The organism is Thiomicrorhabdus sp. zzn3, from assembly GCF_029767755.1.
In the GTDB taxonomy this organism is placed as follows: Bacteria; Pseudomonadota; Gammaproteobacteria; order Thiomicrospirales; family Thiomicrospiraceae; genus Thiomicrorhabdus.
In genome coordinates this window covers 404,110-429,770 of sequence record NZ_JARUQS010000002.1, presented here as the reverse complement: position 1 = coordinate 429,770, position 25,661 = coordinate 404,110, and the positions used below count along the sequence as shown (strand labels likewise).

Below are 25,661 nucleotides of genomic sequence, written 5' to 3'. Positions count from 1 at the left end.
AGAACCAATCTACAAACCCAATGCATCCCAAACAAAGGGTAAGCAATGACGACCTCGAGTTTATGGACAGTCTAAGTCAGGCTGCTCTCGAAAAACCGACACGCAAGTCACAAATTCTTGTCTGGGTGATGCTTTTGGTGATTATTTGGCTAATCACATGGGCAAACTATGCCGAACTCGACAAAATTGTACGTGGTGAAGGCAAGGTTGTGCCTTCTTCAAAAATACAAATCGTCCAAAACCTTGAAGGCGGGATTGTCGAAAATATCTTTTTTCAAGCGGGCGACAAAGTCAAAAAAGGCGATGTTATCCTAAAGTTGGACAATACCCAATTCGCCAGTTCATTCGGAGAAAGTCAAGTACGTTCCATGCAATTACAAGCTCGGGCTGAGCGCTTGCGTGCCGAAGCTTTTGGCAATAAATTCGAACCACCGAAGGCCTTTGACAACCCAGTTGAACAAGCTTTATATGATCGCGAATACGATCTTTATCAATCGCGTCAAAAGCAACTGCTAACTCAAGATTCTATTCTAGCTTCGCAAATCGAACAGCATAAGCTGGAACTGAAAGAGGCCTATAGCCAGGAAGTGCAATTGACTCGTTCATACAAACTCCTCTCGCGCGAAATCAGCATGATGAAACCCCTTGTGAAACAGGGAATTGCCTCCGAAGTCGACCTGCTTAAAACCCAGCGTGAAGAAAACGATGCGCTCAGCAAACTCAAGACCACGCGCAACAGCATTCCAAAACTCAAATCCATTATTCAGGAAGCTGAAAACAAGCGTATCCAGGCCAAAGAAGAGTTCATGAATGATGCGCATCAAGAACTGAATGATGTGTTGGCCGAAATCAGCCAGATTGAACAGTCGAGTACAGCGCTGGCCGACCGCGTTCGACGCACCTCTGTCACCTCACCGGTCAACGGAACCATTAAACAGTTTTTGGTCAATACCATCGGCGGCGTCGTCCAACCAGGAAGCGACATCGTTGAAATCGTTCCAAATGACGATCGACTGATTCTCGAAACCAAGATTTTGCCATCGGATATTGGCTTCATTCACCCTGGCCTTAAAGCAAAAGTAAAATTTACCGCCTATGATTTTGCGATTTACGGCGGTTTAGAAGGCACCGTGACAAGAATTTCAGCTGACACCATTACTGATGAGGAAGGCAATAGCTTTTACATTGCTCGCATCCAAACTGTTAAAAATCACCTTGGCACTGAGGAGATGCCTCTTTACCTACTACCGGGGATGACGGCGAGTGTTGATATCATTGTTGGTAAGCACACAATATTAGATTACTTGTTAAAACCCATTATCAAAGCCAGGGAACTGGCATTACGCGAATCATAGCCAGTATTGGAAATAAAGTGTGCTTCACCAACCTACCTACACGAGACTGCAAACGCATATGACGATTCGCAGTGCTTTCATCCTGTTCTTTGTACACTTAATTCCCTTATGGCTGTTAAGCGGACAAACAGTCGCCCAAACCAGTCCTCTAACCCAAGTACGGCTCCAGATGAAATGGGATCACCAATTTCAATTTGCTGGCTATTACATGGCTCAAGCCAAGGGGTTTTACCAGCAACAAGGAATTGCAACCCAGTTTATTTCCGCCAAACCCAATCAGGATCCTGTTACCAACGTACTTAACGGGAACGCTGAATTCGGTATTGGCAATAGTGAACTGATGATCCGTTACCATCAAGGAGATCCCGTTAAAGTATTGGGGGTAATCTTACAGCACTCTCCCTTGGCTTTAGTTTCTCTGAAGGATAGCGGCATTGATCAAGTCGAAAAACTAACCAATCGCACAGTAATGATGGAACAGGGAGCTTCCGAACTCCTTGCTTATCTAATGAGAAAAGGGGTTAAGAGCGAACGGATTCACACCGTTCCCCACTCTTTTCATACAACTGAGCTGACCAATAAAACGGTGGATGCGATGAGTATTTACACCACTACAGAACTTTACGAGCTCGAACAAAAAAAACTGAATTACTACATTTTCTCTCCGCGCAACGCTGGCATTGATTTCTATGGAGACAACCTTTTTACAACAGAAAGAATCATCCAAAATCATCCTGACCTAGCCACTCGCTTTGCTCAAGCCAGTTTCGAAGGATGGCAATACGCCATGAATCACATAGAAGAAACCGTAGATCATATATTGAAAAACTATCCGACTTCACGAGATAGGCAGGCTCTTTTGTACGAAGCATCTTCTATGCGTGATTTAATGCGATCGAACTTAATCAAACCCGGTTACATGACTTTTGAACGCTGGCAGCACATTCAAGCCGCCTATCAAGAACAAGGCCTTATCCCTGAGGATTTGAATCGCTCTTTAAACGATTTTTTATACCAACCCAATCCCGAAGAGCCAGAGTCTTCATCCTATTTGACCATCATCATTCTTGGATTAATTACCGTCATCGCAGTATTAGTGGCCATTCGGGGCTATATTTTTCTACAACGCGCCAGCCGGGCACGCAAGCAGCTCTACGCGATGCTCGACCATTCCCCTATTCCAGTGATGTTGATCGATGAACAATACCGTCTTATGCAATGGAACCATAAAGCGGAAAAAACATTTGGTTGGCATTACAGCGAAGTAAAATTTCAGAATGCCCTTGAATTATTGATCATTCCAACTCATCGTATACATTTCAGAAAAGCGCTAGAAAACGCATTAAAGACCCAAACTGGTTTTGACCTCATTAATAAAGTTCAAACACGCAAAGGAGACACTCTCAGCTGTAGCTGGTCCATTGCCCCCTTTCAAGTTCAATCCCATCGATATCTTTTATGCATGGCCATCGACACCTCAGAAATTCGTCAACTGAAAGCCCTGGCGTTAGCGCCTAAAAAAGTAGGAAACTGCAAAAAAGACGACAAGCAACAATTCTTAGCAGGCCTAGTTGAAATCATGCAACTGTCACTCTTGATCTGGGAAGAAGAAATGGAGCTATCCAAAATCCAACTTGCCGATCAAAGCAGGCTTTGGAGAGTCAGTTTAGACAATGGTACGGCCAAAACAAGAACTCTGGACAAGTATCTCTCTTTAGAGACCATCCCAAAGAATCCACGTTGGAAAAACGTCATTCAGACAGCTAATTTTGTAATCCGCCAATGCCCATCTCACCCTATGACAAACGAACTAAAAACACTTAAACAAAAATATCAAAACCTATAATCCGCTACTTGCTGAGTCACGACGTCAAGAATATGTTACTCAAACCAACTACTTACATTATTTTTACCCATTTTGTCCGCATTATTTGCTTTTAAACATTGCCAAAACTACCGACTAACAGGAAAATTCTATGACACACAACAAAATAACAATTTTATACAAACACTCACCCCCTTCTTTCAATCTTGACGATAATGAAGTTCATGGGTAATAAAAATTACCTATGAGAAGCAGGCAAGCTTAATTGCATTATTCAATTTTGCGAGTAGAATCAAAGATAAAGAAAAAATATATGCTGATTGAGGATACGATTTTGACAACGGGGCCTACTTATATTTACGCTCGAGAACCGGACGCGTTAAAAAACTGGCTAATAAGTTGCAAAGGAGAAGCAGAAATCATCCACAACCTGGAAGTGCTCAATGAGGTACCCCAGCTTGAAGACAGCATAATATTTCTACATAAATCGGATGAAGTTAATGACTCCTTAATAAAAGGACTTAGCCAACAAGGTGCAAAAATTTTGCTGTTTAGCAATAAGCCCGAAACGCAAGAAGGCCTGCATTATTTTAGCTTGGGAATTCGTGGCTATCTAAATACCTTTGCTAATCAAGAACGTATCCACCAAGCCATGGAAACAATTAATCAGGGACATATTTGGCTTGGTCAAAACATTATGCAAGCCATGATTCAGGGGTTAACTACTCCGTCTACTTTGGTGAATGAATCCTGGCGAGACATACTGACTGAACGGGAGATTGAGGTAGTTGAGCAGGTCATCGACGGCCACTCTAACAAAGAAATAGCACGAATATTGGACATTACTGAACGCACCGTAAAGGCGCATTTACAACATATTTTTCAAAAATTTGAAACCAAAGATCGACTAAGCTTAGCAATGAAAATAAAAAACTGGGGCAATGACTAAAAAAAATAACGCAAAGCCGTTGTTGCCAACTAATAACTTCTTTTCAGAGAGGTACTCAACATGAACACCAAACGCTTATCCTCACTATCTTCAAGACGCAACTGTCTTACCCAAACAATTGCTCTGTTACTCCCGTTAATGGCGTTGAGCTTACCGACACAAGCTATTGAACTTAACCAGACCGTGGAAGACGCGATTCTTCATAACCCGGAATTACGTGAACAAGTTAAAGCTTATCGTGCTATTGAAGCAGACCTTCGCGGTGCAAAAGGCAGCTGGTATCCAACCATTGATGTCTCGGCCGGTATCGGATACGAAGAAGTAGATAACCAAACAGTAGATAATATTGGCGATGGCCTAACCCGACGCGAAACGGCGGTTAGACTAACCCAAAACCTGTTTGAAGGCTTTGCGACTGAAAATGAAATTAAACGTCAGCAACATCGCCTTGGTGCTGCGGCGTATCAAGTCTATGCGACCGCCAATCAAATTGCATTGGATATGACAGAAGCGTATCTGAACCTTTTGAAACAAAAAGAACTGCTTAAACTAGCGGAAGATAATGTTTCGACTCATCAAAAAATTCTCGATCAAATCATTCAACGTTTTGAAGCAGGAATCGGGAACCAGGTTGAAGTAGATCAGGCCAAGGCTCGACTGGCGCTCGCTCAGTCAAATCTAATGGCGGAAAAAAACAACTATACGGATACTATGTCACGTTTTCAAAGAGTCTTAGGCCGCTTTCCAGACAGTGAACTAATCCCGCCCTCATCTGACCTAATCTTGCCTAAAACCGTTGATGAAGCGGTTAATACCGCATTAATCAGCCACCCGACAATCTTATCCGCTAATGCGGACATCTCCGAAGCCCAAGCACAATATGATCTTTCCGAAAGAAACTACTATCCACGTGTTGATCTCGAAGTTGAAAGAACGTGGGATCATAACTTGGCTGGCATCGAAGGTCGCAACGAAGATTTTCAGGCAATGGTTCGACTCCGCTACAATCTCTATAATGGCGGCAAAGACAAAGCGGAAAGAGATCGCACGGCCAGCGCTATGCAACAAGCGGTTGAAATCCGTAACAACAGTCGTCGACAGGCTATTGAAAACATCAATTATGCATGGAACGCATATCAATACGTAGGATCTCAGCTTGACTATGTGCAATCACATATTAAGCTAACCTATGAAACTTTAGAAGGTTATCGCAAACAGTTCAGTCTGGGGCGCCGCTCGTTGCTCGATCTGCTCAATACTGAAGATGAATACATCAGTGCGTTGAGAACGCTGGTAAACAGTGAAACAGAATATAAAATCGCCAAGTACCGAATCCTAAATGGCATGGGGACTCTATTGGACAACATGGACATTCAGCTTGATATGGTGAATGTCGATGCTCAATATGCCGAAAACTAAGCACATCATCCCGGAGAAGCCATTCTCCGGGATTTCATTAATGCCCAACCTGCAATGTTAGCGCCAAATAAAATTGCCAAAAACCAAGCGCCATCACCCCTAACCCAGCCATTATTCTGAGCCATTTCTGCCTTGCCAGACGGGTGAAATAAAAAGCAAACACTCCCATTAACATTAAATTAGGCAGCGTTCCCAACCCAAAAGCCAGCATCACCAAAGCCCCTTCTACAGCGCCTCCGGCACTCAATGCCATAATCAACATGCTGTAAACCAAACCACATGGCAACCACCCCCAGACCATTCCATACCACCAGGCCTGAGGCAGTGAGCGAACCGGCGTCAATCTTTGTGCATAAGGTTGCATCTTTGCCCAAAGCCTTTTCCCAAGTTTTTCAACCACCACAACGCCATTCCACCAGCCCGCCAAATAGAGGCCCAGTGCGAGCATAAAAAAGCCAGCAAGTATCTGCAATAACTGCTGAGCGGGTAACAGAGCCGCTAAAGAACCCAATGCCATTCCCAAGAAACCAAACAAGGAACCGATTAACATATAACTAAAAATTCGCCCGCCGTTATAAGCCAACTGATATAACAACATGTTTGGCCAGCTTCGCTGTACACGGGGATCTAAACTAAACGTTAATGCTCCGACGACTCCCCCGCACATTCCTAAACAATGCACGCCGCCCAGTAGACCGACAATGACAGCAGTAATCCAAATCGACTCCATTAATTGATCCCGTTTCGGTCAAAGCTTCGATAACCGATCGCCTCTGCCAGGTGTGGCACCTTAACATCATCGTTACCTTCCATATCAGCCAACGTTCGGGCTATTCGTAAAATCCGATGGTAGCTACGCGCAGAAATTCCCATTTTTTCAATCGCATTTTTCAAAAGTTGGCTGCCCTGTTGATCGATTTCTATGTGTTCTTTAATTTGCACGGAAGTTAATTCGCTATTAAGGCAACCTTGCCGCCTACGCTGCATATCATGCAAACGGGTAACCCGTTCCCTAATCTGCTCGCTGGTCTCTTCATGAGTCGACGATACATTGGTCTGTAATGAATCAAAATCAACCGGCGGAATTTCAAGATGCAGATCAATCCGATCCAACAGTGGACCCGACACTTTCCGCTGGTAACGAGCGATTTGATCCGGAGAATCTTTACAGCGGCCATGAGGGTCGTCTGGAAAATAACCGCTTGGAGTGGGATTCATCGCGGCTACCAGTAAAAAGTTGGCAGGATAGGAGGCCTGCTGACTAACTCTGGAAATTTCAACGCGGCGGGTCTCCAGCGGCTCCCTTAAAGCCTCAAGCACATTTCGTGAAAACTCAGGCAGTTCGTCCAAAAATAAAACCCCATGATGCGCCAAACTGATTGCACCTGGTTTTGGAACGCTCCCACCGCCTACCAATGCCGCTGAGGAAGCCGTATGGTGAGGACTGACTATTTGCCGCCTGATGCCATTTTCTAAATCAATTCTTTTCCCGGCTACCGAATGAATAGTGGCCAACTCCATGGCTTGCTCCCGGTTAAGCTCGGGCAAAAGTGTGACCAACCTCTGCGCTAACATACTCTTGCCCGAACCGGGAGGGCCGACCATCAACAGTGAATGTCCGCCACTGGCACTCAATTCAAGAACGCGTTTTGCTTGGGCCTGCCCCCTTACATCAGACAAATCCACATCGTAAAATGGCTGATCAAACAGTTGCGTCTTGGCTTCAATCAGTGTGTCTTGATCCATTAAAAAACGGCACAATTGTAACAAATGATTCGCAACCAGTACCTTGCCAGCCTCCGCTGCGGGCTCATCAAACACCTCCGCTGGTTTGATCGCCAGACTTGCCTCTTTAAGATTGCCTGCGGGGATAACCAAACAGCTTGCGGCCTCTTGCGCACGGATAACCGATGGTAACACGCCCGGGACCTCACGAATTTCACCATTCAAGCTTAACTCGCCTAAAAATTCATAGTCGTCAAGACTGACGCGCAGCTGCTCTGTAGCGACGAGAATACCTAATGCAATAGCCAAGTCATAACGCCCGCCAGATTTAGGCAAATCGGCAGGGGCAAGATTAACCGTAATTCGTTTGGGAGGAAGTTGAAACCCACAACTCAATAACGCACTACGAACTCGGTCTTTACTCTCTCGAACCGATGCCTCAGGAAGCCCGACGACAGAAAAGCCAGGCAAACCATTACTGGCATGCACCTCCACTACAACCTTAGGGGCATCAATTCCGACTGATGCACGAGTGACTACCGAAGCTAACACTTTTAAACCTCAATTTGTCTGGATCAAAACTTTCTATAAAGGCTTGCTGTTTTCCAACTGGTTTAGCTTTTTCTCAAGCTTTTCCAGTTTTTCACGTGTTTTTTCTAAAACTCCACGCTGAATGTCAAACTCCTCACGAGTCACTAAATCCATTTTATGTAAGCCGGAATTTAAGGTGGCTCTGATTTGCGCATGAATATTTTCTGGAATCTGTCCTGCTCCCTGAGGAATCAATTGAGATAAGTTCTGAACGATCTCTTCCAGCTGCTTTGGTGAAAACATCTATACCCCCTTAAAGACTTTCAGGAACTCTAACAAGCATTACGAGCTAATCTGTTGGACTATACTATCTTTATCCTGGAGAAACCAGTTTACCTCCTATAAAAGAGCTCTTTTTGGCCTCCATATCTCCCTAAAAATTATCCCTGTTTCAGCCGGAACAATTGCGTTTCATGATAAAATTTAACCAATTACTTTTGCTCCCAAAAAATAGGAACGAGAGAATAGATAATGGGAATACAAGGCATGCTAAACATCAATGATGCACCAGAAAAAGCTAAACGGATTTTTGCACGTTTAGTGAATGACTTTGAAGAGCAGGAGATTAATCCAACCCCTTTGAATTACTATGTCTGGTATGAGTTCTTAAAAGGAGACAACCCTCAATTCCGTTCCGAGATGGAGTCTATTCTGCAGGATCCTTTTGGCTATAACGACCGTGCAGGGAAACGCCTCTATCAGGAATACCTTCAAGAAGAAATGGAAGCTACAGGCGAGTTCGATCGCGCCTTTCGCCGACTGCTGAATCTCATGATTCAAAAAATGAATCTGTGGAGCGACAAACTCGAAGAGCACACCCAACAGTTAGACGATTGCGCACATTCGCTTGCCAATCCTGACATTGATGCCAATGAACTGAAGAAAATCACTCATACGGTTATCTCAACTGCACAATCAATGAATGAAAGCAACCGACTCTTTCAGCAAGAGATGATGCTAAGTTCTGATGAAATCAAGCATTTGCGCCAAGAACTTCTAGAAGCGCAAACTGCGGCACTGACGGATGAATTGACCGAAATCGGCAACCGTAAAGCCTTTAACAATGCCTTACAAGAAACCATTATCAATTTTAACGAAGGCAGCGATCTCCACGGCTTCTGCCTAATCTTTACAGACATCGATCACTTTAAACGCTTCAATGATTCGTACGGCCACTTAGTGGGTGATAGCGTATTACGCTATTTTGCGAACATAATGAAGAAAAATCAAAAGCGCCATGAGACGATCTGTCGCTATGGCGGGGAAGAATTTGCGATCATCATGCCAAATGCGTCCCTAGAAGAGGCGAGAGAACGCGCTGAGCAAATCAGATCTGGCATTGAATCAGCCGTGCTTAAACGAAAAGACTCAAGCGAACCGCTTCGCACCATCACAGCTTCTTTTGGAATTTCCTGCTTCCATAATGAAAATGACAGTGCGGAAGAGCTGATAACACGCGCTGACAAGGCTCTCTATGAAGCAAAAAGGCAAGGGCGAAACTGCATTGTTGACGAAAATGAAATGGGTCGTCCGTCAATCGCACCTTAACAGACAAACTGAAAAAAGGCTCTCGCTTTATTATCAATTCTTGGGCGCCCTGACCAGCAAAGTATCCACACCAAGCTGCCTCAGTTCATTACGTTTTCGGTTCATCTCTAAACGGTCATGGAAAGGGCCGACACGTAAACGATAGTAGGTTTTTCCCTTGCTGTGCAATGGCGACAAATCAACAGCCTGTCCTAATCTCGCTAACCGCCGTTGTTCTTTCAGCGCCACCGCCTCAGACCCAAAACTTCCGGCATGAATATAATAAGCATGCTCGAGTTCAACCGAAATGGGAACGGCATCAACCACCACTTCGGTTTCTTTCAACCCCTGATAAAAGCTGTAGGTTGGATTCTCTAATTTTTCGGGCCGATCGCGCCCTTCATCATCATGATTTCTAGGAACAGGTTGCAGCGCCTCTACCGTAATTGCCGAGCTTTTAGGTGGCTCAATCACCTCTGCGTTTACTTCGCCATAGATTTCAGACAGGCCTGGGGCAACACTCTTCGGCTGACCGTCCATAAAGTGGTCAACCACCCAAAAACCACCTACAAACAACAATGAAAGCAACACCCCAACTAACCAGACTCGGCTGCCTGCCTTACCATCGCTAGCCTCAACTTGCTGAGACTTGCGCTGAAACCCCTTATGACCTCGGTGTCCGTAGCGATAATCTCGTGACATCACATCTTCTCGGGAGCACTCACTCCAAGAATCGCCAAACCGTTTTTCAGCACCTGTTGTACCGCCGATATCAGGGTTAAGCGCGCATTGCGAACCTCTGACTCATCGACGATAAATTGGCAAGCATTGTAATAGCTGTGCAGACCGTGCGCCAAATCCTTCAAATAATACGCAATCTGATGGGGTTCATAGGCAACCGCTGCTCGCGCAATCGTCTCAGGATACTTTGCCAATTGCACGGCCAAACCGGTTTCAGCTTCCAGCTCTAACTTCTCCAAAGAGGCCATGCCTTTTTCCAAATCCAACGCCAATCCTTTTTCGGCGGCCTGTTCCAACACACGAGAAATGCGGGCATGCGCATACTGGATGTAGTAAACCGGATTCTCGTTCGACTGCGACTTTGCCAGATCCAAGTCAAAATCCATATGCTGTTCAGATTTACGCTGTACATAAAAGAAGCGCGCCGCATCCGATCCCACTTCTTCGCGCAACTCTCGCAAGGTGACAAATTGACCGCTGCGTGTCGACATAGCCAATTTCTCACCTCCGCGGTAAAGTACAGCGAACTGCACCAACAGCACCTGCAAAGCCTCCGGGTTGGTATCCATGGCTTGCATCGCTGCCTTAACCCGTGGAATATAACCGTGGTGATCTGACCCCCACACATCAATCAAAATGTCAAAACCGCGTTCAAGCTTGTTGAAATGGTAGGCAATATCAGAAGCAAAATAGGTTTTAAGGCCATTGTCGCGCACCACTACCCGGTCTTTCTCATCACCGTATTCAGTCGATCTGAACCATAAGGCACCGCCTTTCTCATAAATCTTGCCTGCTTGCTGCAGTTTTTCCAAAGCGGCATCCACCACACCGCTTTCCATCAAAGAACGCTCCGAGAACCAGTTTTCAAAAGTGACATTAAAACCTTCCAAATCTTCTTTAATGTCACCCAGAATGGTGTTGAGCGCCAGACTAAAGACGGTTTCATAATGATGCGCGCCCAACAAATTCTTAGCTTTGGCGATCAAATCGTCAATGTGCTTTTCTTTATCACCATCGGTTTGCCCTTCATCGGCACACACACCGGTGAACACTTCAAATGCCGGTTTTCTTAGGGTTTCACCATGTTCGCGTCGCAGTTCTTCACTGATCTCAAAAATGTAGTCGCCTTTATAGCCATTGCTTGGAAAGGTCAGCTCTTCGCCGCATAGTTGCAAATAACGCAACCACACCGACGTCGCCAAAATATCCATCTGACGGCCGGCATCATTCACGTAATACTCACGACTGACGTCAAATCCGGCCACCTCGAGAAGGTTAGCGACACTCGCTCCGTAGGCCGCACCACGCCCATGCCCCACATGCAAAGGTCCTGTGGGATTCGCGGAAACAAACTCCACCAGAACTGAACGACCTTGCCCTGCATTGCAGCGTCCAAAGTCAGCCTGCTGCGTCAGCACCTGCTCAACGACGGCAAACTTGGCGTCATCTTTCATGAAAAAGTTGATAAAGCCCGGGCCGGCAATCTCTACTTTTTCAATCGCTCCACGATCCGCTAGCGATTCGATCACACTGACAATTTTCTCCGCCAGAGTCCGAGGTGGTTGGCCCGCTAACTTGGTTAACATCATTGCCAGATTAGTGGCTAGATCTCCATGCGCTTTATCACGGGTGTTTTCAACATTGATGCGCACCGAGGCCTCTTCTGGCAACACGCCTTCATTTTTCAATTGCTGAACAACCTGGGTTAAAATCTGCACTATCTGCTGCTTCATGGAGCTCTCTCTACTTTCTGGAATGGCAAAATGGAAAACGACAAGAATGTTTGCTCGAGCTGCCTTTTTCCGGCACCTGGCAATAAAACGAGTATTTTACTAAATTACACCTGCAAATGTGAGAAGGATTCTCTTGCCGATCTCAGCGAAGGCAATGACTTCCTTGAGATTTTGCAGCACCTTTTTATTTTCAAAATTTTGCTTATACCCCTCTAGTCAAAATCAATCACTTAGCGGTGATCTTATCGTTATAATCGCGACTCAGATCAAACCATAAGTTTCAGTATCCTGCATGCAAACCCTTCTTAGAGCTCTACCTGATCGCACCTTGATCCTCTCCATTTGGGGAGTATTGCTGATACTATCACTTGCACCAACCATGCCTGCCTTACAACCACTGATACACTGGCTTCCGCTCACCCTCTCCCAAGCCATCTGGGTTTTGCTGGCACTGCTGCTGCTAATGATGTTTAAACAAACCCGCCAAAACAAGCTTTTACAGACACAACTCATTGAGCAGCAAGCAAACCATCAATCCCAGATCAAACAACTTAAAAGACAGCACGATTGCGAAGACAACACGTTCAAAACGCTGATGCAAAGTGACCAGATCGCCTATTGGGAATGGGATGTTAAACACAATAAAGCGCGCTTTTCTCCCCAATGGAAAAACCTCCTGGGATTACCTTCCGATACCAATCTCAACAATCTTCACGATTTGCAAAACCGCATCCACCCTAAAGACCAGCAAGCGGTTCAGCAGCGGCTACTGAAAATGCTCAGTGGAGAACAGCGCCACTTTGAATGTACCCACCGGGTACGCCACGAAGACGGCCACTATCTTTGGGTGCACGACAAAGGGCAAATTTTTTATAACGCAAGTGGTGAAATTGAAAAGCTGTCATCCATCCGTCTGGATGTCAGTGAACAGAAATGGATTGAAGCGGAATTGGAGTTGGATGCCACCATCATTGAGCACTCTTCGGAGGGCATCGCAATTGCAGACGAGCAATTCAAGATTATTCGTTGCAACCTGGCACTAAGCCGTGTTCTAGGCATTGAACGGGAACACATTCATCAAGAAACACTGCCCGGCCTGCTACGCAAATTGCAGCCGGAAGCGGCTGAACGTTTGATCAAGGATCTGAAACAACACGGCAGCTGGCGAGGCGAACTGAGTCTGCTGGATGAGGCGGGCAACTTAAAGCTTGCCAGCATGGTCACCGTCAGCAAACTGTTTCATGAGACAACGCAGCAAACCCATTACAGTCTGGTGCAAAGTGATATTACCGACCTTAAACGCACGCAAAAAGCGCTCGACGACTTGGCAAATATCGACAGTGTGACCGGCTTAGCGAATCGCAATAAACTCTACCAGTCCCTGGAAAACGTCATCCAAGAACGCCACCCAATCACTTTGCTGTTTCTCGACTTGGACAACTTCAAGCCGGTAAACGATACACTTGGACACGATATCGGAGATCAGCTTTTAAACGCGATTGGAAAAGTCATTCAACAAGAACTGCCTGAAAATGCACTGGCAGCACGAGTCGGAGGAGATGAGTTCGTCGCCTTTTATCCAACTCCATACCTTCCCACCAATGAAGACGCTTCAACACAAAATCTTGAGCTGATCGCCCAAAACATCACTCAAAAACTAAGCGAACCATTTAAGATCCAAAATCATACGATTCAGGTTGGATCCAGTATTGGCATTGCCCGCTTCCCCGAAGATGCAGATAATCGAAAAACGCTGCTTAAGGCCGCAGATACGGCCATGTATGAAGCCAAACGCAATGGCAAGGGACACTATCGAGAGTTTTGCCAGCTCTCACAAGCTGAGCTCAAACTCGAAACACCGCACCGCTAAATACGCAGCCAACACGACAGATAAAGCCGACAGGCCCGCTAACTTTATCAAAAACCGTTTCTACTTGGAGGCTTTGCGCTTAGTGGTCGTTTTTTTAGCAGCCGTTTTAGCGGTTTTCTTTGCCGCCGTCTTTTTAGCAGGGGCTTTCTTGGCTGCGGCACGCCCGCGTTTTTTCGGCTCCGGCGCCTCGTCCAATCGTTTCTGACACTCTTCCAGCGTTAAGGCTAACGGATCTTCATCTTTGGCAATCTTGGCGTTCTTTTTGGTTACCAAATCCGTGATATACGGCCCCCAGCGACCCTTCAAAATTTTCACATCCGTACCAGGAAAAGTTTTCACGATCTTATCCGCATCCGCCTGAATTTTGGCCTCAATCAACGCAACCGCATCTTCCAGCTCAATACTCAACGGATCGAACCCTTTGATTGGCGCATATTGTTTGGGGCCGTATTCGAGATAGGGACCGAACGGCCCCTGCTTGGCAACAATCTTCTGCCCCTTTTGCACTTCAAACACACTGCCATCTACGGCTTCAGCGCGGAAACTTTCAGGCATTTCCCCGACCTCACGCGGCAGTTTGAACAGCTCAAGCGCTTGATCAAGGGTGATCACATCCATTTTCTGCCCCGGCATCAGACTGGCAAAGCTTGGCTTCTCATCACCTTCGCCATCCCCCAACTGGACATAAGGCCCAAAGCGACCGATCTTGACGTACACCGGCTTGCCACTTTTAGGGTGTTCGCCCAGGAAGCGTGCCTGACCGGCTTCTTCACGGGAAACATCTTCCGCCGAAACCACTTTCGGATGAAACTGATGGTAAAACTCATCCAACATCGCTTGCCATTGCACTTTACCTTGGGCGATGTTATCAAATTTATCCTCAACCTTCGCAGTAAATTGATAATCGAGAATCTCTCCAAAATGCTTCACCAGAAAGTTGGTCACAATCCCGGCGATATCCGTCGGGAAAAGCTTATTCTTCTCACTCCCTGCCATTTCGGTCAACGTTTCAGCACTGACTTGACCTGACTTGAGCACAATCTGACGATACTCCCGCTCTTGGCCTTCACGATCCTCTTTGACCACATAACCGCGCTGTTGAATCGTATCAATGGTCGGCGCATAGGTCGAAGGACGTCCAATCCCCATCTCTTCGAGCGTTCGTACCAGACTGGCTTCGTTATAACGTGCCGGCGGGCGCGAAAAACTCTGGCGCGCCGAGAGTTCGGCCACACGCAACGCCTGCCCCACATGCATAGGCGGCAGCAAACCACTGTCGTCCGACGGATCCAGGTCATACACTTTCAAAAAACCGTCGAAGGTCACCACTTCCCCCCTGGCTGAAAGCTTATCACCCGGTAGACTGTCAATGCCGATTTCGACTGTCGTGCGTTTCAACTTGGCTTCCGCCATTTGCGATGCAATCGCACGACGCCAAATCAACTGGTATAGACGTTGTTCATTGCGCTCACCTTCGACCATTTTCATACTAAAATCGGTGGGACGAATGGCTTCGTGCGCCTCTTGCGCATCGGCATTTTTGGTTTGATAGCGACGAGGCTCGCTATATTCACTGCCATAATCGGCACAAATGACATTTTTGGCCTGCTCGATCGCCAACTCGGAAAGATTCACCGAGTCGGTACGCATATAGGTGATTTTTCCGGATTCATACAAACGTTGCGCAATCATCATTGTTTGCTTCACCGAAAAACCAAGCTTAGAAGCCGCCTCCTGCTGTAATGTCGAAGTGGTAAACGGCGCTTTTGGGCTGCGTTTGGCCGGCTTTTCCTCAAGAGAAAGAACGCTTAAATTCGCCTGAGCCACAGCTTGTAAAAACTCGGTTGCTTCCGCTTCGGTGTCAAACGTTGCGGTGCGTTTCACGTCCAGATTTCCACAGGCCTGCCCCTGCTCATCCAGCAGCTCCAGCCCCCCCTGTACACGGAAGACAAAGTTGGATTCAAAGGCTTCAATTTCACGTTCACGTTCCACAATCAAGCGTACCGCTACCGATTGCACTCGCCCGGCGGACAGGCCTGTGCGAATTTTTTTCCACAGAATCGGTGACAGCTCAAAGCCCACTATGCGATCAAGAATACGTCGCGCCTGTTGCGCATTCACCAAATCCATATCCACGGTACGCGGCTCGGCAATGGCTTGCTGAATCGCCGGCTTGGTAATCTCATGGAAGACGATACGCTTGGTGGTGTTCACATCCAAATTTAGGGCTTCCGCAAGGTGCCAGGCAATCGCCTCCCCCTCGCGGTCCTCATCCGTTGCCAGCCAAACCGCATCTGCTGTTTTGGTCAGTTTTTTGAGCTCACTTACGGTCTTCTTTTTATCCGCAGATATCTCATAATTCGGTACAAACCCGTTTTCCAGGTCAATCCCCATACCTTTTTTCTGAATGTCGCGAATGTGGCCATAGCTGGAGCGCACGGTAAAATCTTTACCCAGATATTTTTCAATGGTCTTGGCTTTTGCCGGGGACTCCACGATCACCAAATTTGTCATTTCGTTGTCGATCTCTGATTTAGTTTAAAGCACAAAATTTTTATCGGTGCATTATAGATGTTTTTAACAGGGTGCATAAAAAGTCTGTGTTTTGCAAACGAAAAATATCAGAATTACCCGTACAGTCTCCGGGAACCATTATTTCTGGTAGACGATTTTACTTAGACATATAATGAAAATGATCGTCGATTCTTTTCCTGTTCACCTTTACTTTAAACAAGCGGAGCCGTTACAAATCATGCCCCCCTCTTTCCCTTCCAAACGCCGCTTGTTATTGGTAGACGATGATCCGACCAACCTGGCATTGATGAACGCTTTCTTTGATCCCGAGCGCTATGAGACCCAAACAGCACAAGACGGACAGGAGGCCCTAGAACAGATCCTCGAACACAGCCCAGACTATTTCAGTGCGGTGATTCTCGACTACCACATGCCTCGTAAAGATGGCATCACACTGCTGAAAGAACTCAAATCCAGCGACCAATACCACACCATACCGGTGGTGCTACAAACCTCGGCCAACCGCACCGAAGACATTCAGCGCGGTTTGGAAGCAGGCGCATTTTACTATCTGCTGAAGCCCTTTAAAAAGGGCCAACTGACCTCCATTGTCGACGCGGCCATTCAGAGTCATCACCATCTAAGCATTAATGCACAAGCTCCATTGGTGACTCACACCTGCGAACTCATGGAACAGGCGCGCTTTCGTTTTCAAACCCTCGAGCAGGCACGCTACCTGTCCAGCATGATCGCACTGCAAACGCCTGAACCGCAAAAGATCAGCCTGGGACTGTTTGAATTAATGCTAAATGCCATTGAACACGGTAATCTTGGAATCGGTTATGAAGAAAAAAGCCGTTTAATTTCGCAAGAGCGGCTACAGTCAGAAATTGGTCGTCGCCTGTCTCTACCGGAAAATCGACACAAAAGTGTACAGCTCGAATGGCAACGAAAAAACCAGCAACTGGAAGTCAGTATCACCGACATGGGCAAAGGATTTGATTACACGCCTTATCTGGACTTCTCCATCACGCGGATGACGGATGCTCACGGACGCGGGATTATGCTCGCAAATCAACTCTGTTTCGACCGTCTTTCGTTTTCAGAAAATGGCCGTAAAGTCACCTGTGTCATCAATCTGAATTCGAAAGCGTCCACTCAAGTGCATTAACCCCCGCCACTGAAAAAACAGGGGGACGGTTACCTTACTTTAAACGACGCCAGCGCGCACCCGACAAGGCTTCAACCTCACCGGACAACTCCAGCATTAACATCTGACTTTGTATCTCTGAAACCGGCATTTTGCTGATCACGACCAGCTCATCCAAACTGATTGGATCGTATTCCACAAAACGTAAAATGCCACTTTCCACTCTGTTTTGACTACCACTCTCTTCACGCTCTGTAATCGCGCCCGAAGGCATTGATGAAAATTGGATTTTCGGAGCCAGCTCTTCCAAAACATCCTGACCGCACTCAACCAGTTTCGCCCCTTGGCGGATCAGCTGATGACACCCCTTGGCCTGTGGATTATGAATGGAACCTGGCACCGCAAACACTTCACGCCCTTGCTCCAGCGCGGTTCTGGCGGTAATTAAAGAACCGCTCTGTAAGGCCGCCTCCACCACCAAGGTCCCCAAACTCAAACCACTGATAATGCGATTACGTTTCGGAAAATGATACGCCATCGGCTTGGTTCCTAAAGGAAACTCCGATACCAGAGCACCCTCTTCGGCAATTTGGTGAGCCAGCGCTTTATTCGCGGCCGGATAGACGCGATCCAGTCCGGTCGCGACCACCGCAACCGTTTTGCCGATTCCCAGCAGACCTCCTTCATGGGCGGCGGTATCAATCCCCAACGCCAAGCCACTGGTGATGGTCAGACCTTGCTCAGAGAGATGCCGGGCAAAGTCTTTGGCGGTATTGACGCCTTGCCGTGAGGCGTGCCGGCTACCGACAATCGCCAACTGAGGGTCTTGCAACAATTCATACCGGCCGCGCACCCACAGCAGAGGCGGCGCATCCTCAATCTCGGCAAGACTCGGCGGATATTCTTCATCCCCCATGACGAGCAAGGCATGAGCGTCATTTTGCGCCCAGCTTAACGCCTCGTCGACCCAACGCTCCATCTCATGATTCAGGAGTTGATCCAGCTGTTTTTCACGCGCCAAACCGGTAGCCAGCCATTCGGATCGCCCTGCATGACGTGCAGCCTGCAAAGAACCAAAATGCGTTTGAACCGATTGCAGCTGTTTAACCGAGAAGTGGCTGAAATGAAACGGCAGCAGCGTGGGCAGATCAGCAAAACTTGACATAGTCAGATATAATAGAAGTAATAAGAGTAATTAAGTATATACGACGCTATGGAAAAACTCGATATTGTTCTCTATCCCGAAGAGGGGCTTAGAGAAGTCTGCGCTCCGGTTCCAGAAATGACCGACGAGCTTGATAAGTTAATCGACGACATGTTTTATACCATGTACGACGCGCCGGGTATCGGCCTGGCCGCTCCGCAAGTGGCGGTGCAAGAACGAGTGATTGTGGTTGACGTATCGGAAAGCAAAGACCAACCGATCGCGCTGATCAATCCGGAAATTATTAAGAGCGCCGGCCACATTACCTGGGAAGAGGGCTGCCTCTCTCTGCCCGGCGTCTATGCAAAAGTCGAGCGCCCAAGCGACATTCTGGTCCGCGGCATGGACCGTGACGGCAACATCGTCGAACTGGAAGCCAACGATCTGCTCGCCGTCTGCATTCAACACGAAATCGACCACCTGAACGGCAAACTGTTTATTGACCATCTTTCCGGTCTGAAGCGGACGCGAGCCCTGCAAAAGTTCCGCAAGTTACAGCAAGAACAAGCGCAAGAGGAGCACTGATCGAGCATGAGCGCACCTTTAAGAGTGATTTTTGCCGGTACGCCGGAGTTTTCTGTCGCCCCTCTGCAGGCGCTGATTGACTCCGGGCACGACGTCATTGCCGTTTATACCCAACCGGATCGCCCTGCCGGACGAGGGCGCAAACTCACCGCCAGTCCTGTGAAACAGCTGGCGTTACAACATGAGATTCCGGTATTCCAACCGGAATCGTTGCGCGATACCGAAGCACAGCAGCAGCTTGCCGATTTGAACGCTGACATTATGATCGTCGTCGCTTACGGCCTAATCTTGCCCGAAACGGTGCTTAACACCCCGAAATACGGCTGCCTCAACATTCACGCCTCTTTGTTACCGCGCTGGCGCGGCGCGGCGCCGATTCAGCGCGCCATAGAAGCTGGCGATGCTGAAACCGGCGTCACCATTATGCAGATGGACGTTGGACTGGATACCGGCGACATGCTCTACAAGGTCACCACAGCGATTACCGAAGACGACAGCGCGCAGACCCTGCATGACCGTTTGAGCACACTCGGTTCTGAAGCCTTAATGGCCACCCTGAATCAGCTTCAAGCAGGCCTGCTCAAACCGCAACAGCAGGATGAATCGCAAGTCACCTACGCGCATAAATTAAGCAAAGCCGAGGCTGAAATTGATTGGAACCAGCCCGCTGAACAGTTGGTGCGTCGCATCCAGGCATTCAATCCGTGGCCGGTTGCCTTTACCCAGCTTGAAGGCAAACCATTGCGCATCCTGCAGGCCCGTGTTTCCGATCGCACCGACAGTGATGCTGCCGGCACGGTTCTTAAGGTTGAAAAGCAAGGCATTCTGGTTGCTACGAGCACGATACCGATCTGGCTAACGGAAGTACAGCCAGCCGGTAAAAAGACGATGCATGCCTACGATTTCGGCCAATCACGTGCTCTCACAGGACGTCATTTCGGATGAGTTCAGTCCCAATCAAAACGGCCAATCAGGGACGCGCTACACTCAGTCGACTGATTGCCCTGCGTGTGTGTTTAGCGGTCATGGAAGAGGGACGTTCGCTGAGCCACGCGCTCCCTCCAGCTCTGGCGCAATTGGAAGACCGCCGCGAACGCAGCTTTGCCCAGAACCTGATTATGGGAACATTACGCTGGCAAGCCCGCTTGGCGGCGATTCGCGATCAGCTTCTCAACAAGCCTCTCAAAGCCAAAGACGAAGACATCAACCAACTGATTCTCCTTGGACTCTATCAGCTGCTCTATATGGAGACCGCCGAACATGCGGCAGTTTCGGAAACCGTCAGCCTGACCCAATCGCTCAAAAAACCCTGGGCCAAAGGACTGGTCAACGGCGTGCTGCGTCGCTTCATCCGTGAACAGCAGGCGATATGCGATGCCGTGGATGTCAAGCCGGCTCACCGCACATCGCATCCGCAATGGTTGGTGCGCACCCTGCGCAAGGCCTACCCGCAGCAATGGGAAGCGATCCTTGAAGCCAATAATCAGCCCGCCCCTTTGACCCTTCGCATCAACCCTCTGCAAACCAGCTTGAAAACACTACAACAAGCGTTTGCCGAACAGGAGATAGAAAGCACCCCGCATCCGCATGCATCCCAAGCACTGGTATTAGAGAAAAGCGGCGACGTCACCCAGTTTCCCGGTTATGACGAAGGTGCCTTCAGCGTTCAAGATCCGGCGGCACAGCAGGCCGCTTACCTGTTACAGCCAAAGGCCAATGAACACATTCTGGACGCCTGCGCCGCACCCGGAGGAAAAACCACCCACCTTTTGGAACTCTCCAATAACCAAGCCCGCGTCTTTGCATTGGAAAAAGAGGTGGAACGCATTGAGCGTTTGGCTGAAAACTTGCACCGTTTGGAGCTGCAGGCTGACTATCAGGTCGGCGATGCTTCGCAACCGGATGACTGGTGGAACGGCGAACTGTTTGACAAAATCCTGCTCGACGCCCCCTGCTCGGCGACCGGGATTATTCGCCGCCATCCGGACATCAAATGGCATCGTACCGAAGAGGACATTGAGCAACTGGTTATGACGCAAGCCGCGATTCTCAAAGCTCTGTGGCCGCTGTTAAAACCCGGTGGACAACTGCTTTATGCGACCTGTTCGGTCTTGCCGCAGGAAAATACCCTGCAGATGCAGCAATTTCTGCAACAGGAAAAGAGTGCTCGTGTGATTCCTATCGATGCGACCTGGGGACTGACCTTTGACACCTCACCGGGACGCCAAATTCTCCCCGGAGAAAACGGTATGGACGGTTTCTTCTACTGTCTGCTCGGCAAAACCGACCCAGCAGAGGCCCACTAAAATGGCATTGGCGTTGCAGGCGAACCCCTCCATGCCGCTTTGCCGCCAAACCGATAAGCAGCGGCTAAAACCGGCTCTGAACTGGACAGGCCTGTTCACTTTTCTGATCTTGCTCATCTGGCAGCCTGCCATGGCTTCTGATGAGATTCGCATTATGCAAGTCACCGATTACCAGGAAAACGAACAGCTGCTGTTTGACTCGCAAACCCAGTTTCACCTTCCCCAAGCCTTGATTGACGCCATTTACAATGAAATCCCCTTGACCTTCGAAACTGAAATCATTTTTACTGAACATCAACGCCTGATCGGCATTAAATACGACCGGGAGCGCGTCAACATTCGCTATCAAACCCAGTTGAGCTACTCTTCGTTCCATAATCGCTATACACTGGAAAACCAGCGCAACCAGAACCGCCAGCACTTTTCCAGTTTAAACAAAGCGTTAGCCACACTCGGCACACTGGCTGCGTTCCCGGTCCTCTCCCTGTCTGAACTGCACCCGGGACAGAAATACACGCTCAAACTGAGAATTCGTCTGAATTATTGGCGTTTGCCGGCACCGATGATTTTAAATGCGCTGTTCAACCCGGAGTGGCAACTCGACAGTGACTGGTTTGAAACCACCTTATACACCCCAAAGAGTTGGTTATGAAAGGAAGCAAGTGGCGACTGATTAAACAATATGGCTGGCTGGTACTGCTCTCCAGCGCCCTACTGATTGCGCTGATTATGATGAGTCAGATCTTGCAGAACGCCTCGGAATTTGCCGAAGCCTATTCGAGCCTGCTCTTCTTTACTTTTGCCGGTATCAGTGTACTCCTGTTCATGCTTGGGCGCACTCTATGGACGTTGCGCAAACGCTATCTACATCGCAGTTCCGGCATCAAATTAACGCTGAGGATTACCGCCATTTTCACCCTCTTGCTAGGCATCCCGGCAGCCATCATTTTCTACTTTGCGCTAAATTTCATTCATCAGGGACTCAATCAGTGGTTTGACGTCAAAACCGAAACGGCACTGGAAAATGCCGCTACTTTGGTGCGTACCATTCTCGACAACAAGACCATCGACAGCCTTAACCTTACCTTAAGCGTGGCTAAAGAAAACCGCTCTCTGCTCGCCTCATCACCTTTTATTGGAGTCAGTACCCTGCGAACCCGGCTCAATGCTCAAGAGGTGGCGCTCTACCACTCCAACCAGCAACTGATTGCCTTCAGCAGTCTGGACGAGACCGATATTTTACCGGTACCACCTGGCGACAACCTTTTCCAGCAGATTCGTCAGAAAAAAACCTATGCCGCGATCGAAAGCGTTCCCGGCGCAACCCACAATCAAGAAATTATTCGTGTCATCGTGCCGTTCTCGGATCTGCAACTCAACGGTAACTATGCGCTACAGGTTATCTTCAACATCCCGGTCGGCATCAGTGAACTGGCTGAGTCGGTCAAGGTCGCTTCCGGACAGTACAAAGAACTCTCTTACCTGAAAGGGCCATTAACCACCAGTTTTACCCTGGTGCTCTCCATGGTCCTGTTACTGACAATCGTCACCGCCTTGCTGTTTACGATTCAGGCGGTACACAATCTCACCCGCCCCCTGCGCACCTTGTCGCGGGGAACCGCAGCCGTCGCGCGAGGCGATTACAGCATCAAAATGCCGGTGGAACGAGATGACGAATTCGGCACACTGATTCAATCCTTCAACGACATGATCCAACGTATCGCCCAGGCACGTAACGACATCAAAATCGGTCACCAGCAGACCGAAGTACAAAAACTCTACCTGCAAGCGATCATTCAGAATCTAACCAGCGGTGTACTCACTTTCGATATGAACAAACGTTTGCGAACCTGCAATGACGCCGCAGCAATGATTCTCAACACCGACCTCAATCGCCACCTCGGCAAACGCCTAAACGAGCTGTACGAATATGAAGACAGCAGTCATTTGAAAGAGCTCATCGATCACGTGGCACCGATGTTCGACAAAAGCGTCAAACCCTGGAATATGCAACACAAGTTCTCCTGCAAACAGGGACAGAAAATCCTGCTTTTCCACGGTTCAACCCTGCCAAGCATTGATCAAAAGGTGGGCGGATTTGTTATCGTCATCGACGACATTACCGAACTGGTCCAGGCCCAGTTAAATGCGGCGTGGAGTGATGTTGCGCGTCGCCTGGCGCACGAGATCAAAAACCCCTTGACCCCGATTCAGCTTTCAGCCGAACGTCTTAATTACAAATTGCATCGCAAACTGCAAACCGAAGACCAGGCGCTACTGGAACGCATGACCCATACCATTATCGAGCAGGTCAACACCATGCAAACTCTGGTACAGGCCTTCTCGGATTATGCCAACACACCGGAATTGCAGTTAAGGCAAACTAACGTCAATCAGCTGATTGAGGATATTAGCTTGATGTACCGAGGGCCTGAAGCGGCGTGGCGCATCACCCAGCAACTGGATGAACGCTGCCCAATGATGATGGTCGACCCTTCGCGACTGCGCCAGCTGTTCCACAATCTGATCAAAAATGCCATTGAAGCGACCGAGCAATGCGACGCTCCCCAAATTACCTTAACCACCGACTGCGAAGCGGAAGCGAATGAACTTAAGATCGTAGTCTGCGACAATGGCCCGGGGATTGATGAAGAAGCGCGCAACTGGATTTTTGAACCCTATGCCACCGACAAACCCAAAGGCACTGGCCTGGGTCTGGCCATTGTGCGTAAAATCGTCGAAGAACATAACGGCCAAATTGCGGTGGAAACCGCGCCTGGCAACGGAACATGCTTTATAATTTATTTACCGATTCTATTAGGTGACACAACGGAATGAAAGCGGGAAAAATTCTGATCGTGGATGACGAAAAAGACATCCGCAGCCTGATGCAGGAAATATTTGAAGAAGAAGGTTACCAGATTGAAACCGCCGCCAACGGCGTTCAGGCGAAAAAAGCCTGGAAAAGCAATGTGCCTGATGTCATCTTCCTTGACGTCTGGATGCCGGATATTGACGGGATCACACTGCTTAAAGAGATGCAAAGCGACCCGCTGCTGGAACAGACCAGCATTGTGATGATGTCCGGCCACGGCACCATCGAAACCGCCATTGAAGCGACCAAACTCGGCGCCTATGATTTCCTTGAAAAGCCGCTTTCACTTGCCAAGCTGATCGTGATTGCCGAACGTGCTCTGCAACACACTCGACTGCACCAGGAAAACCGTCAGCTTAAACAGACCCTGCCGGAACAGATCTTACCCATCGGCAAAAGCAAACTCATGAGCTCTCTAAGAGAGTCGGTTGAACGCTTGGCTAAATACAGCATGCCGATTTTAATCACCGGCGAAGCCGGCAGCGGGAAAAAGCACTTTGCCAAGGCGGTGCATAAGACCTCCGATCGCAAAGAAGCAGGCCTGCTCACTTTTTACGCTAACGATTTCAATGCCCTGGTTGAAAATGCGCTGCATGCAGATACCACCTTGCTCAACCAGTTACGCCAGATTGACGGCGGTACCTTAGTCATCAGTGATGCAGATCAACTCAATGAAGCCAGTCAGTCTTTGCTCTCCAACCTGATTCTCAACCACTGTTTTCAGATTGCAACCCAGCCCGAATGCATTCAGCTGGATCTACGCGTCATCGCTTTGAGCAAGATCGGTTTGGAAACCGTGCATCTGCAAGGACAGTTTCGGGATGATCTCTATCAGCGCCTTCAGGTGATGTCCATTCAAGTTCCGGCCCTGCGTCAACACACCGAAGACATTCCCGACCTGATCGAACATTTTATTAATCAATTCGTGACTCACGAAGGCCTTGGCTACCGCCATTTCAGCGTCTCAGCACAAAACATCATGCGCCAGTACAGTTGGCCGGGAAACTTACGCGAACTGCAAAACCTGATCCAGAAACTGTTGATTCTCGGCAACGGTGATGTCACCGATGAAGAGATTCGTTCCGCCCTGACCCAATCGGAACAGAATGAAACCGCTGGACTTGGCGTCGATACCAGTGTGAATCTCAAACAGGCGAAAGACCAGTTTGAAAAGGCCTATCTGAGCCAGTTATTGCGGGAGACGGGAGGCAATGTTTCTGAAACCGCCAAACGCTCCGGTGTCGATCGAACCAATCTGTACCGAAAACTTAAAGCACTCGGAATCGACCCCAAAAACCCACTTTAGCCCGATTGGCGATAAAACAGACAGATTTTTATCCGTCAACCGGCAC

The 25,661-nt window shown here is 48.3% G+C and carries 20 protein-coding genes; 13 read left to right on the top strand and 7 right to left on the bottom strand.

The window, feature by feature from the left end; genetic code table 11:
* Positions 1 to 62 precede the first annotated feature (62 nt).
* The 4 genes from QCB44_RS09580 to QCB44_RS09565 all read left to right on the top strand — a co-directional run bounded on the left by QCB44_RS09580 (position 63) and on the right by QCB44_RS09565 (position 5,548).
* Positions 63 to 1,355 (top strand): HlyD family type I secretion periplasmic adaptor subunit, encoded by a 1,293-nt coding sequence (locus QCB44_RS09580; protein WP_279409730.1) that lies wholly within the window; start codon positions 63 to 65, stop codon positions 1,353 to 1,355.
* A 58-nt stretch (positions 1,356 to 1,413) separates the two neighbouring features.
* Positions 1,414 to 3,201 carry an ABC transporter substrate-binding protein gene (locus tag QCB44_RS09575; RefSeq protein WP_279409729.1) on the top strand — a complete coding sequence of 596 codons (1,788 nt, stop codon included), beginning with the start codon at positions 1,414 to 1,416 and terminating at the stop codon, positions 3,199 to 3,201.
* Between the two features lie 292 nt (positions 3,202 to 3,493).
* On the top strand, positions 3,494 to 4,129 hold the full coding sequence (locus tag QCB44_RS09570; protein WP_279409728.1) for a response regulator transcription factor: 636 nt from the start codon (positions 3,494 to 3,496) through the stop codon (positions 4,127 to 4,129).
* A gap of 60 nt (positions 4,130 to 4,189) precedes the next feature.
* Positions 4,190 to 5,548 (top strand): TolC family outer membrane protein, encoded by a 1,359-nt coding sequence (locus QCB44_RS09565; protein ID WP_279409727.1) that lies wholly within the window; start codon positions 4,190 to 4,192, stop codon positions 5,546 to 5,548.
* A gap of 37 nt (positions 5,549 to 5,585) precedes the next feature.
* Here the strand turns inward: QCB44_RS09565 and QCB44_RS09560 are convergent, their stop codons facing one another.
* Genes QCB44_RS09560 through QCB44_RS09550 form a run of 3 tightly spaced genes read right to left on the bottom strand, consistent with a single transcriptional unit; the run spans position 5,586 to position 8,107 of the window.
* Complete coding sequence (locus QCB44_RS09560) at positions 5,586 to 6,278, bottom strand: sulfite exporter TauE/SafE family protein (RefSeq protein WP_279409726.1); 693 nt, start codon at positions 6,276 to 6,278, stop codon at positions 5,586 to 5,588.
* Positions 6,278 to 7,825, bottom strand: a complete 1,548-nt coding sequence (locus tag QCB44_RS09555; RefSeq protein ID WP_279409725.1) for a YifB family Mg chelatase-like AAA ATPase — start codon at positions 7,823 to 7,825, stop codon at positions 6,278 to 6,280. The genes QCB44_RS09560 and QCB44_RS09555 overlap by 1 nt, the downstream gene beginning before the upstream one ends.
* Positions 7,826 to 7,858: 33 nt before the next feature.
* Positions 7,859 to 8,107 carry an accessory factor UbiK family protein gene (locus QCB44_RS09550; RefSeq protein WP_279409724.1) on the bottom strand — a complete coding sequence of 83 codons (249 nt, stop codon included), beginning with the start codon at positions 8,105 to 8,107 and terminating at the stop codon, positions 7,859 to 7,861.
* Between the two features lie 228 nt (positions 8,108 to 8,335).
* Here QCB44_RS09550 and QCB44_RS09545 point away from each other — a divergent pair, with 228 nt between their 5' ends.
* Positions 8,336 to 9,412 (top strand): GGDEF domain-containing protein, encoded by a 1,077-nt coding sequence (locus tag QCB44_RS09545; RefSeq protein ID WP_279409723.1) that lies wholly within the window; start codon positions 8,336 to 8,338, stop codon positions 9,410 to 9,412.
* A 33-nt stretch (positions 9,413 to 9,445) separates the two neighbouring features.
* Here the strand turns inward: QCB44_RS09545 and QCB44_RS09540 are convergent, their stop codons facing one another.
* Both QCB44_RS09540 and argS read right to left on the bottom strand, forming a co-directional pair.
* Positions 9,446 to 10,093, bottom strand: coding sequence for an SPOR domain-containing protein (locus QCB44_RS09540; RefSeq protein ID WP_279409722.1), 648 nt, complete (start codon positions 10,091 to 10,093; stop codon positions 9,446 to 9,448).
* Entirely contained in the window at positions 10,093 to 11,865 is a 1,773-nt protein-coding gene (gene argS / locus QCB44_RS09535; protein WP_279409721.1) for an arginine--tRNA ligase, read from the bottom strand. The genes QCB44_RS09540 and argS overlap by 1 nt, the downstream gene beginning before the upstream one ends.
* Before the next feature lie 292 nt (positions 11,866 to 12,157).
* Between argS and QCB44_RS09530 the strand changes: the two genes are divergently transcribed.
* Complete coding sequence (locus tag QCB44_RS09530) at positions 12,158 to 13,735, top strand: sensor domain-containing diguanylate cyclase (RefSeq protein ID WP_279409720.1); 1,578 nt, start codon at positions 12,158 to 12,160, stop codon at positions 13,733 to 13,735.
* Positions 13,736 to 13,795: 60 nt separating this feature from the next.
* On the opposite strand, the gene topA is transcribed toward QCB44_RS09530, so the two are convergent.
* Entirely contained in the window at positions 13,796 to 16,249 is a 2,454-nt protein-coding gene (topA, locus tag QCB44_RS09525) for a type I DNA topoisomerase (RefSeq protein ID WP_279409719.1), read from the bottom strand.
* A 172-nt stretch (positions 16,250 to 16,421) separates the two neighbouring features.
* Here topA and QCB44_RS09520 point away from each other — a divergent pair, with 172 nt between their 5' ends.
* Positions 16,422 to 17,420 (top strand): response regulator, encoded by a 999-nt coding sequence (locus QCB44_RS09520; RefSeq protein ID WP_279409718.1) that lies wholly within the window; start codon positions 16,422 to 16,424, stop codon positions 17,418 to 17,420.
* Between the two features lie 34 nt (positions 17,421 to 17,454).
* On the opposite strand, the gene dprA is transcribed toward QCB44_RS09520, so the two are convergent.
* Positions 17,455 to 18,564, bottom strand: a complete 1,110-nt coding sequence (gene dprA, locus QCB44_RS09515; protein WP_279409717.1) for a DNA-processing protein DprA — start codon at positions 18,562 to 18,564, stop codon at positions 17,455 to 17,457.
* Positions 18,565 to 18,612: 48 nt separating this feature from the next.
* Between dprA and def the strand changes: the two genes are divergently transcribed.
* From def to QCB44_RS09485, 6 genes are read left to right on the top strand one after another with little or no spacing between them, the layout of a single operon-like run.
* A complete protein-coding gene (gene def, locus QCB44_RS09510) occupies positions 18,613 to 19,128 on the top strand; it encodes a peptide deformylase (protein WP_279409716.1) in 516 nt (171 codons plus the stop codon).
* 6 nt (positions 19,129 to 19,134) lie between these two features.
* On the top strand, positions 19,135 to 20,073 hold the full coding sequence (gene fmt, locus QCB44_RS09505) for a methionyl-tRNA formyltransferase (RefSeq protein WP_279409715.1): 939 nt from the start codon (positions 19,135 to 19,137) through the stop codon (positions 20,071 to 20,073).
* Positions 20,070 to 21,434 (top strand): 16S rRNA (cytosine(967)-C(5))-methyltransferase RsmB, encoded by a 1,365-nt coding sequence (gene rsmB / locus QCB44_RS09500; RefSeq protein WP_279409714.1) that lies wholly within the window; start codon positions 20,070 to 20,072, stop codon positions 21,432 to 21,434. The genes fmt and rsmB overlap by 4 nt, the downstream gene beginning before the upstream one ends.
* Position 21,435: 1 nt before the next feature.
* Entirely contained in the window at positions 21,436 to 22,086 is a 651-nt protein-coding gene (locus tag QCB44_RS09495; RefSeq protein ID WP_279409713.1) for a DUF4390 domain-containing protein, read from the top strand.
* Positions 22,083 to 24,272 (top strand): ATP-binding protein, encoded by a 2,190-nt coding sequence (locus tag QCB44_RS09490; protein ID WP_279409712.1) that lies wholly within the window; start codon positions 22,083 to 22,085, stop codon positions 24,270 to 24,272. The genes QCB44_RS09495 and QCB44_RS09490 overlap by 4 nt, the downstream gene beginning before the upstream one ends.
* Positions 24,269 to 25,615, top strand: coding sequence for a sigma-54 dependent transcriptional regulator (locus QCB44_RS09485; RefSeq protein ID WP_279409711.1), 1,347 nt, complete (start codon positions 24,269 to 24,271; stop codon positions 25,613 to 25,615). The genes QCB44_RS09490 and QCB44_RS09485 overlap by 4 nt, the downstream gene beginning before the upstream one ends.
* Positions 25,616 to 25,661: the final 46 nt, after the last annotated feature.

Coding starts and splice junctions, on each gene's coding strand:
- QCB44_RS09580 (WP_279409730.1), top strand. CDS start 63: ATGGACAGTCTAAGTCAGGCTGCTCTCGAAAAACCGACACGCAAGTCA.
- QCB44_RS09575 (WP_279409729.1), top strand. CDS start 1,414: ATGACGATTCGCAGTGCTTTCATCCTGTTCTTTGTACACTTAATTCCC.
- QCB44_RS09570 (WP_279409728.1), top strand. CDS start 3,494: ATGCTGATTGAGGATACGATTTTGACAACGGGGCCTACTTATATTTAC.
- QCB44_RS09565 (WP_279409727.1), top strand. CDS start 4,190: ATGAACACCAAACGCTTATCCTCACTATCTTCAAGACGCAACTGTCTT.
- QCB44_RS09560 (WP_279409726.1), bottom strand. CDS start 6,278: ATGGAGTCGATTTGGATTACTGCTGTCATTGTCGGTCTACTGGGCGGC.
- QCB44_RS09550 (WP_279409724.1), bottom strand. CDS start 8,107: ATGTTTTCACCAAAGCAGCTGGAAGAGATCGTTCAGAACTTATCTCAA.
- QCB44_RS09545 (WP_279409723.1), top strand. CDS start 8,336: ATGGGAATACAAGGCATGCTAAACATCAATGATGCACCAGAAAAAGCT.
- QCB44_RS09540 (WP_279409722.1), bottom strand. CDS start 10,093: ATGTCACGAGATTATCGCTACGGACACCGAGGTCATAAGGGGTTTCAG.
- argS (WP_279409721.1), bottom strand. CDS start 11,865: ATGAAGCAGCAGATAGTGCAGATTTTAACCCAGGTTGTTCAGCAATTG.
- QCB44_RS09530 (WP_279409720.1), top strand. CDS start 12,158: ATGCAAACCCTTCTTAGAGCTCTACCTGATCGCACCTTGATCCTCTCC.
- topA (WP_279409719.1), bottom strand. CDS start 16,249: ATGACAAATTTGGTGATCGTGGAGTCCCCGGCAAAAGCCAAGACCATT.
- QCB44_RS09520 (WP_279409718.1), top strand. CDS start 16,422: ATGAAAATGATCGTCGATTCTTTTCCTGTTCACCTTTACTTTAAACAA.
- dprA (WP_279409717.1), bottom strand. CDS start 18,564: ATGTCAAGTTTTGCTGATCTGCCCACGCTGCTGCCGTTTCATTTCAGC.
- def (WP_279409716.1), top strand. CDS start 18,613: ATGGAAAAACTCGATATTGTTCTCTATCCCGAAGAGGGGCTTAGAGAA.
- fmt (WP_279409715.1), top strand. CDS start 19,135: ATGAGCGCACCTTTAAGAGTGATTTTTGCCGGTACGCCGGAGTTTTCT.
- rsmB (WP_279409714.1), top strand. CDS start 20,070: ATGAGTTCAGTCCCAATCAAAACGGCCAATCAGGGACGCGCTACACTC.
- QCB44_RS09495 (WP_279409713.1), top strand. CDS start 21,436: ATGGCATTGGCGTTGCAGGCGAACCCCTCCATGCCGCTTTGCCGCCAA.
- QCB44_RS09490 (WP_279409712.1), top strand. CDS start 22,083: ATGAAAGGAAGCAAGTGGCGACTGATTAAACAATATGGCTGGCTGGTA.
- QCB44_RS09485 (WP_279409711.1), top strand. CDS start 24,269: ATGAAAGCGGGAAAAATTCTGATCGTGGATGACGAAAAAGACATCCGC.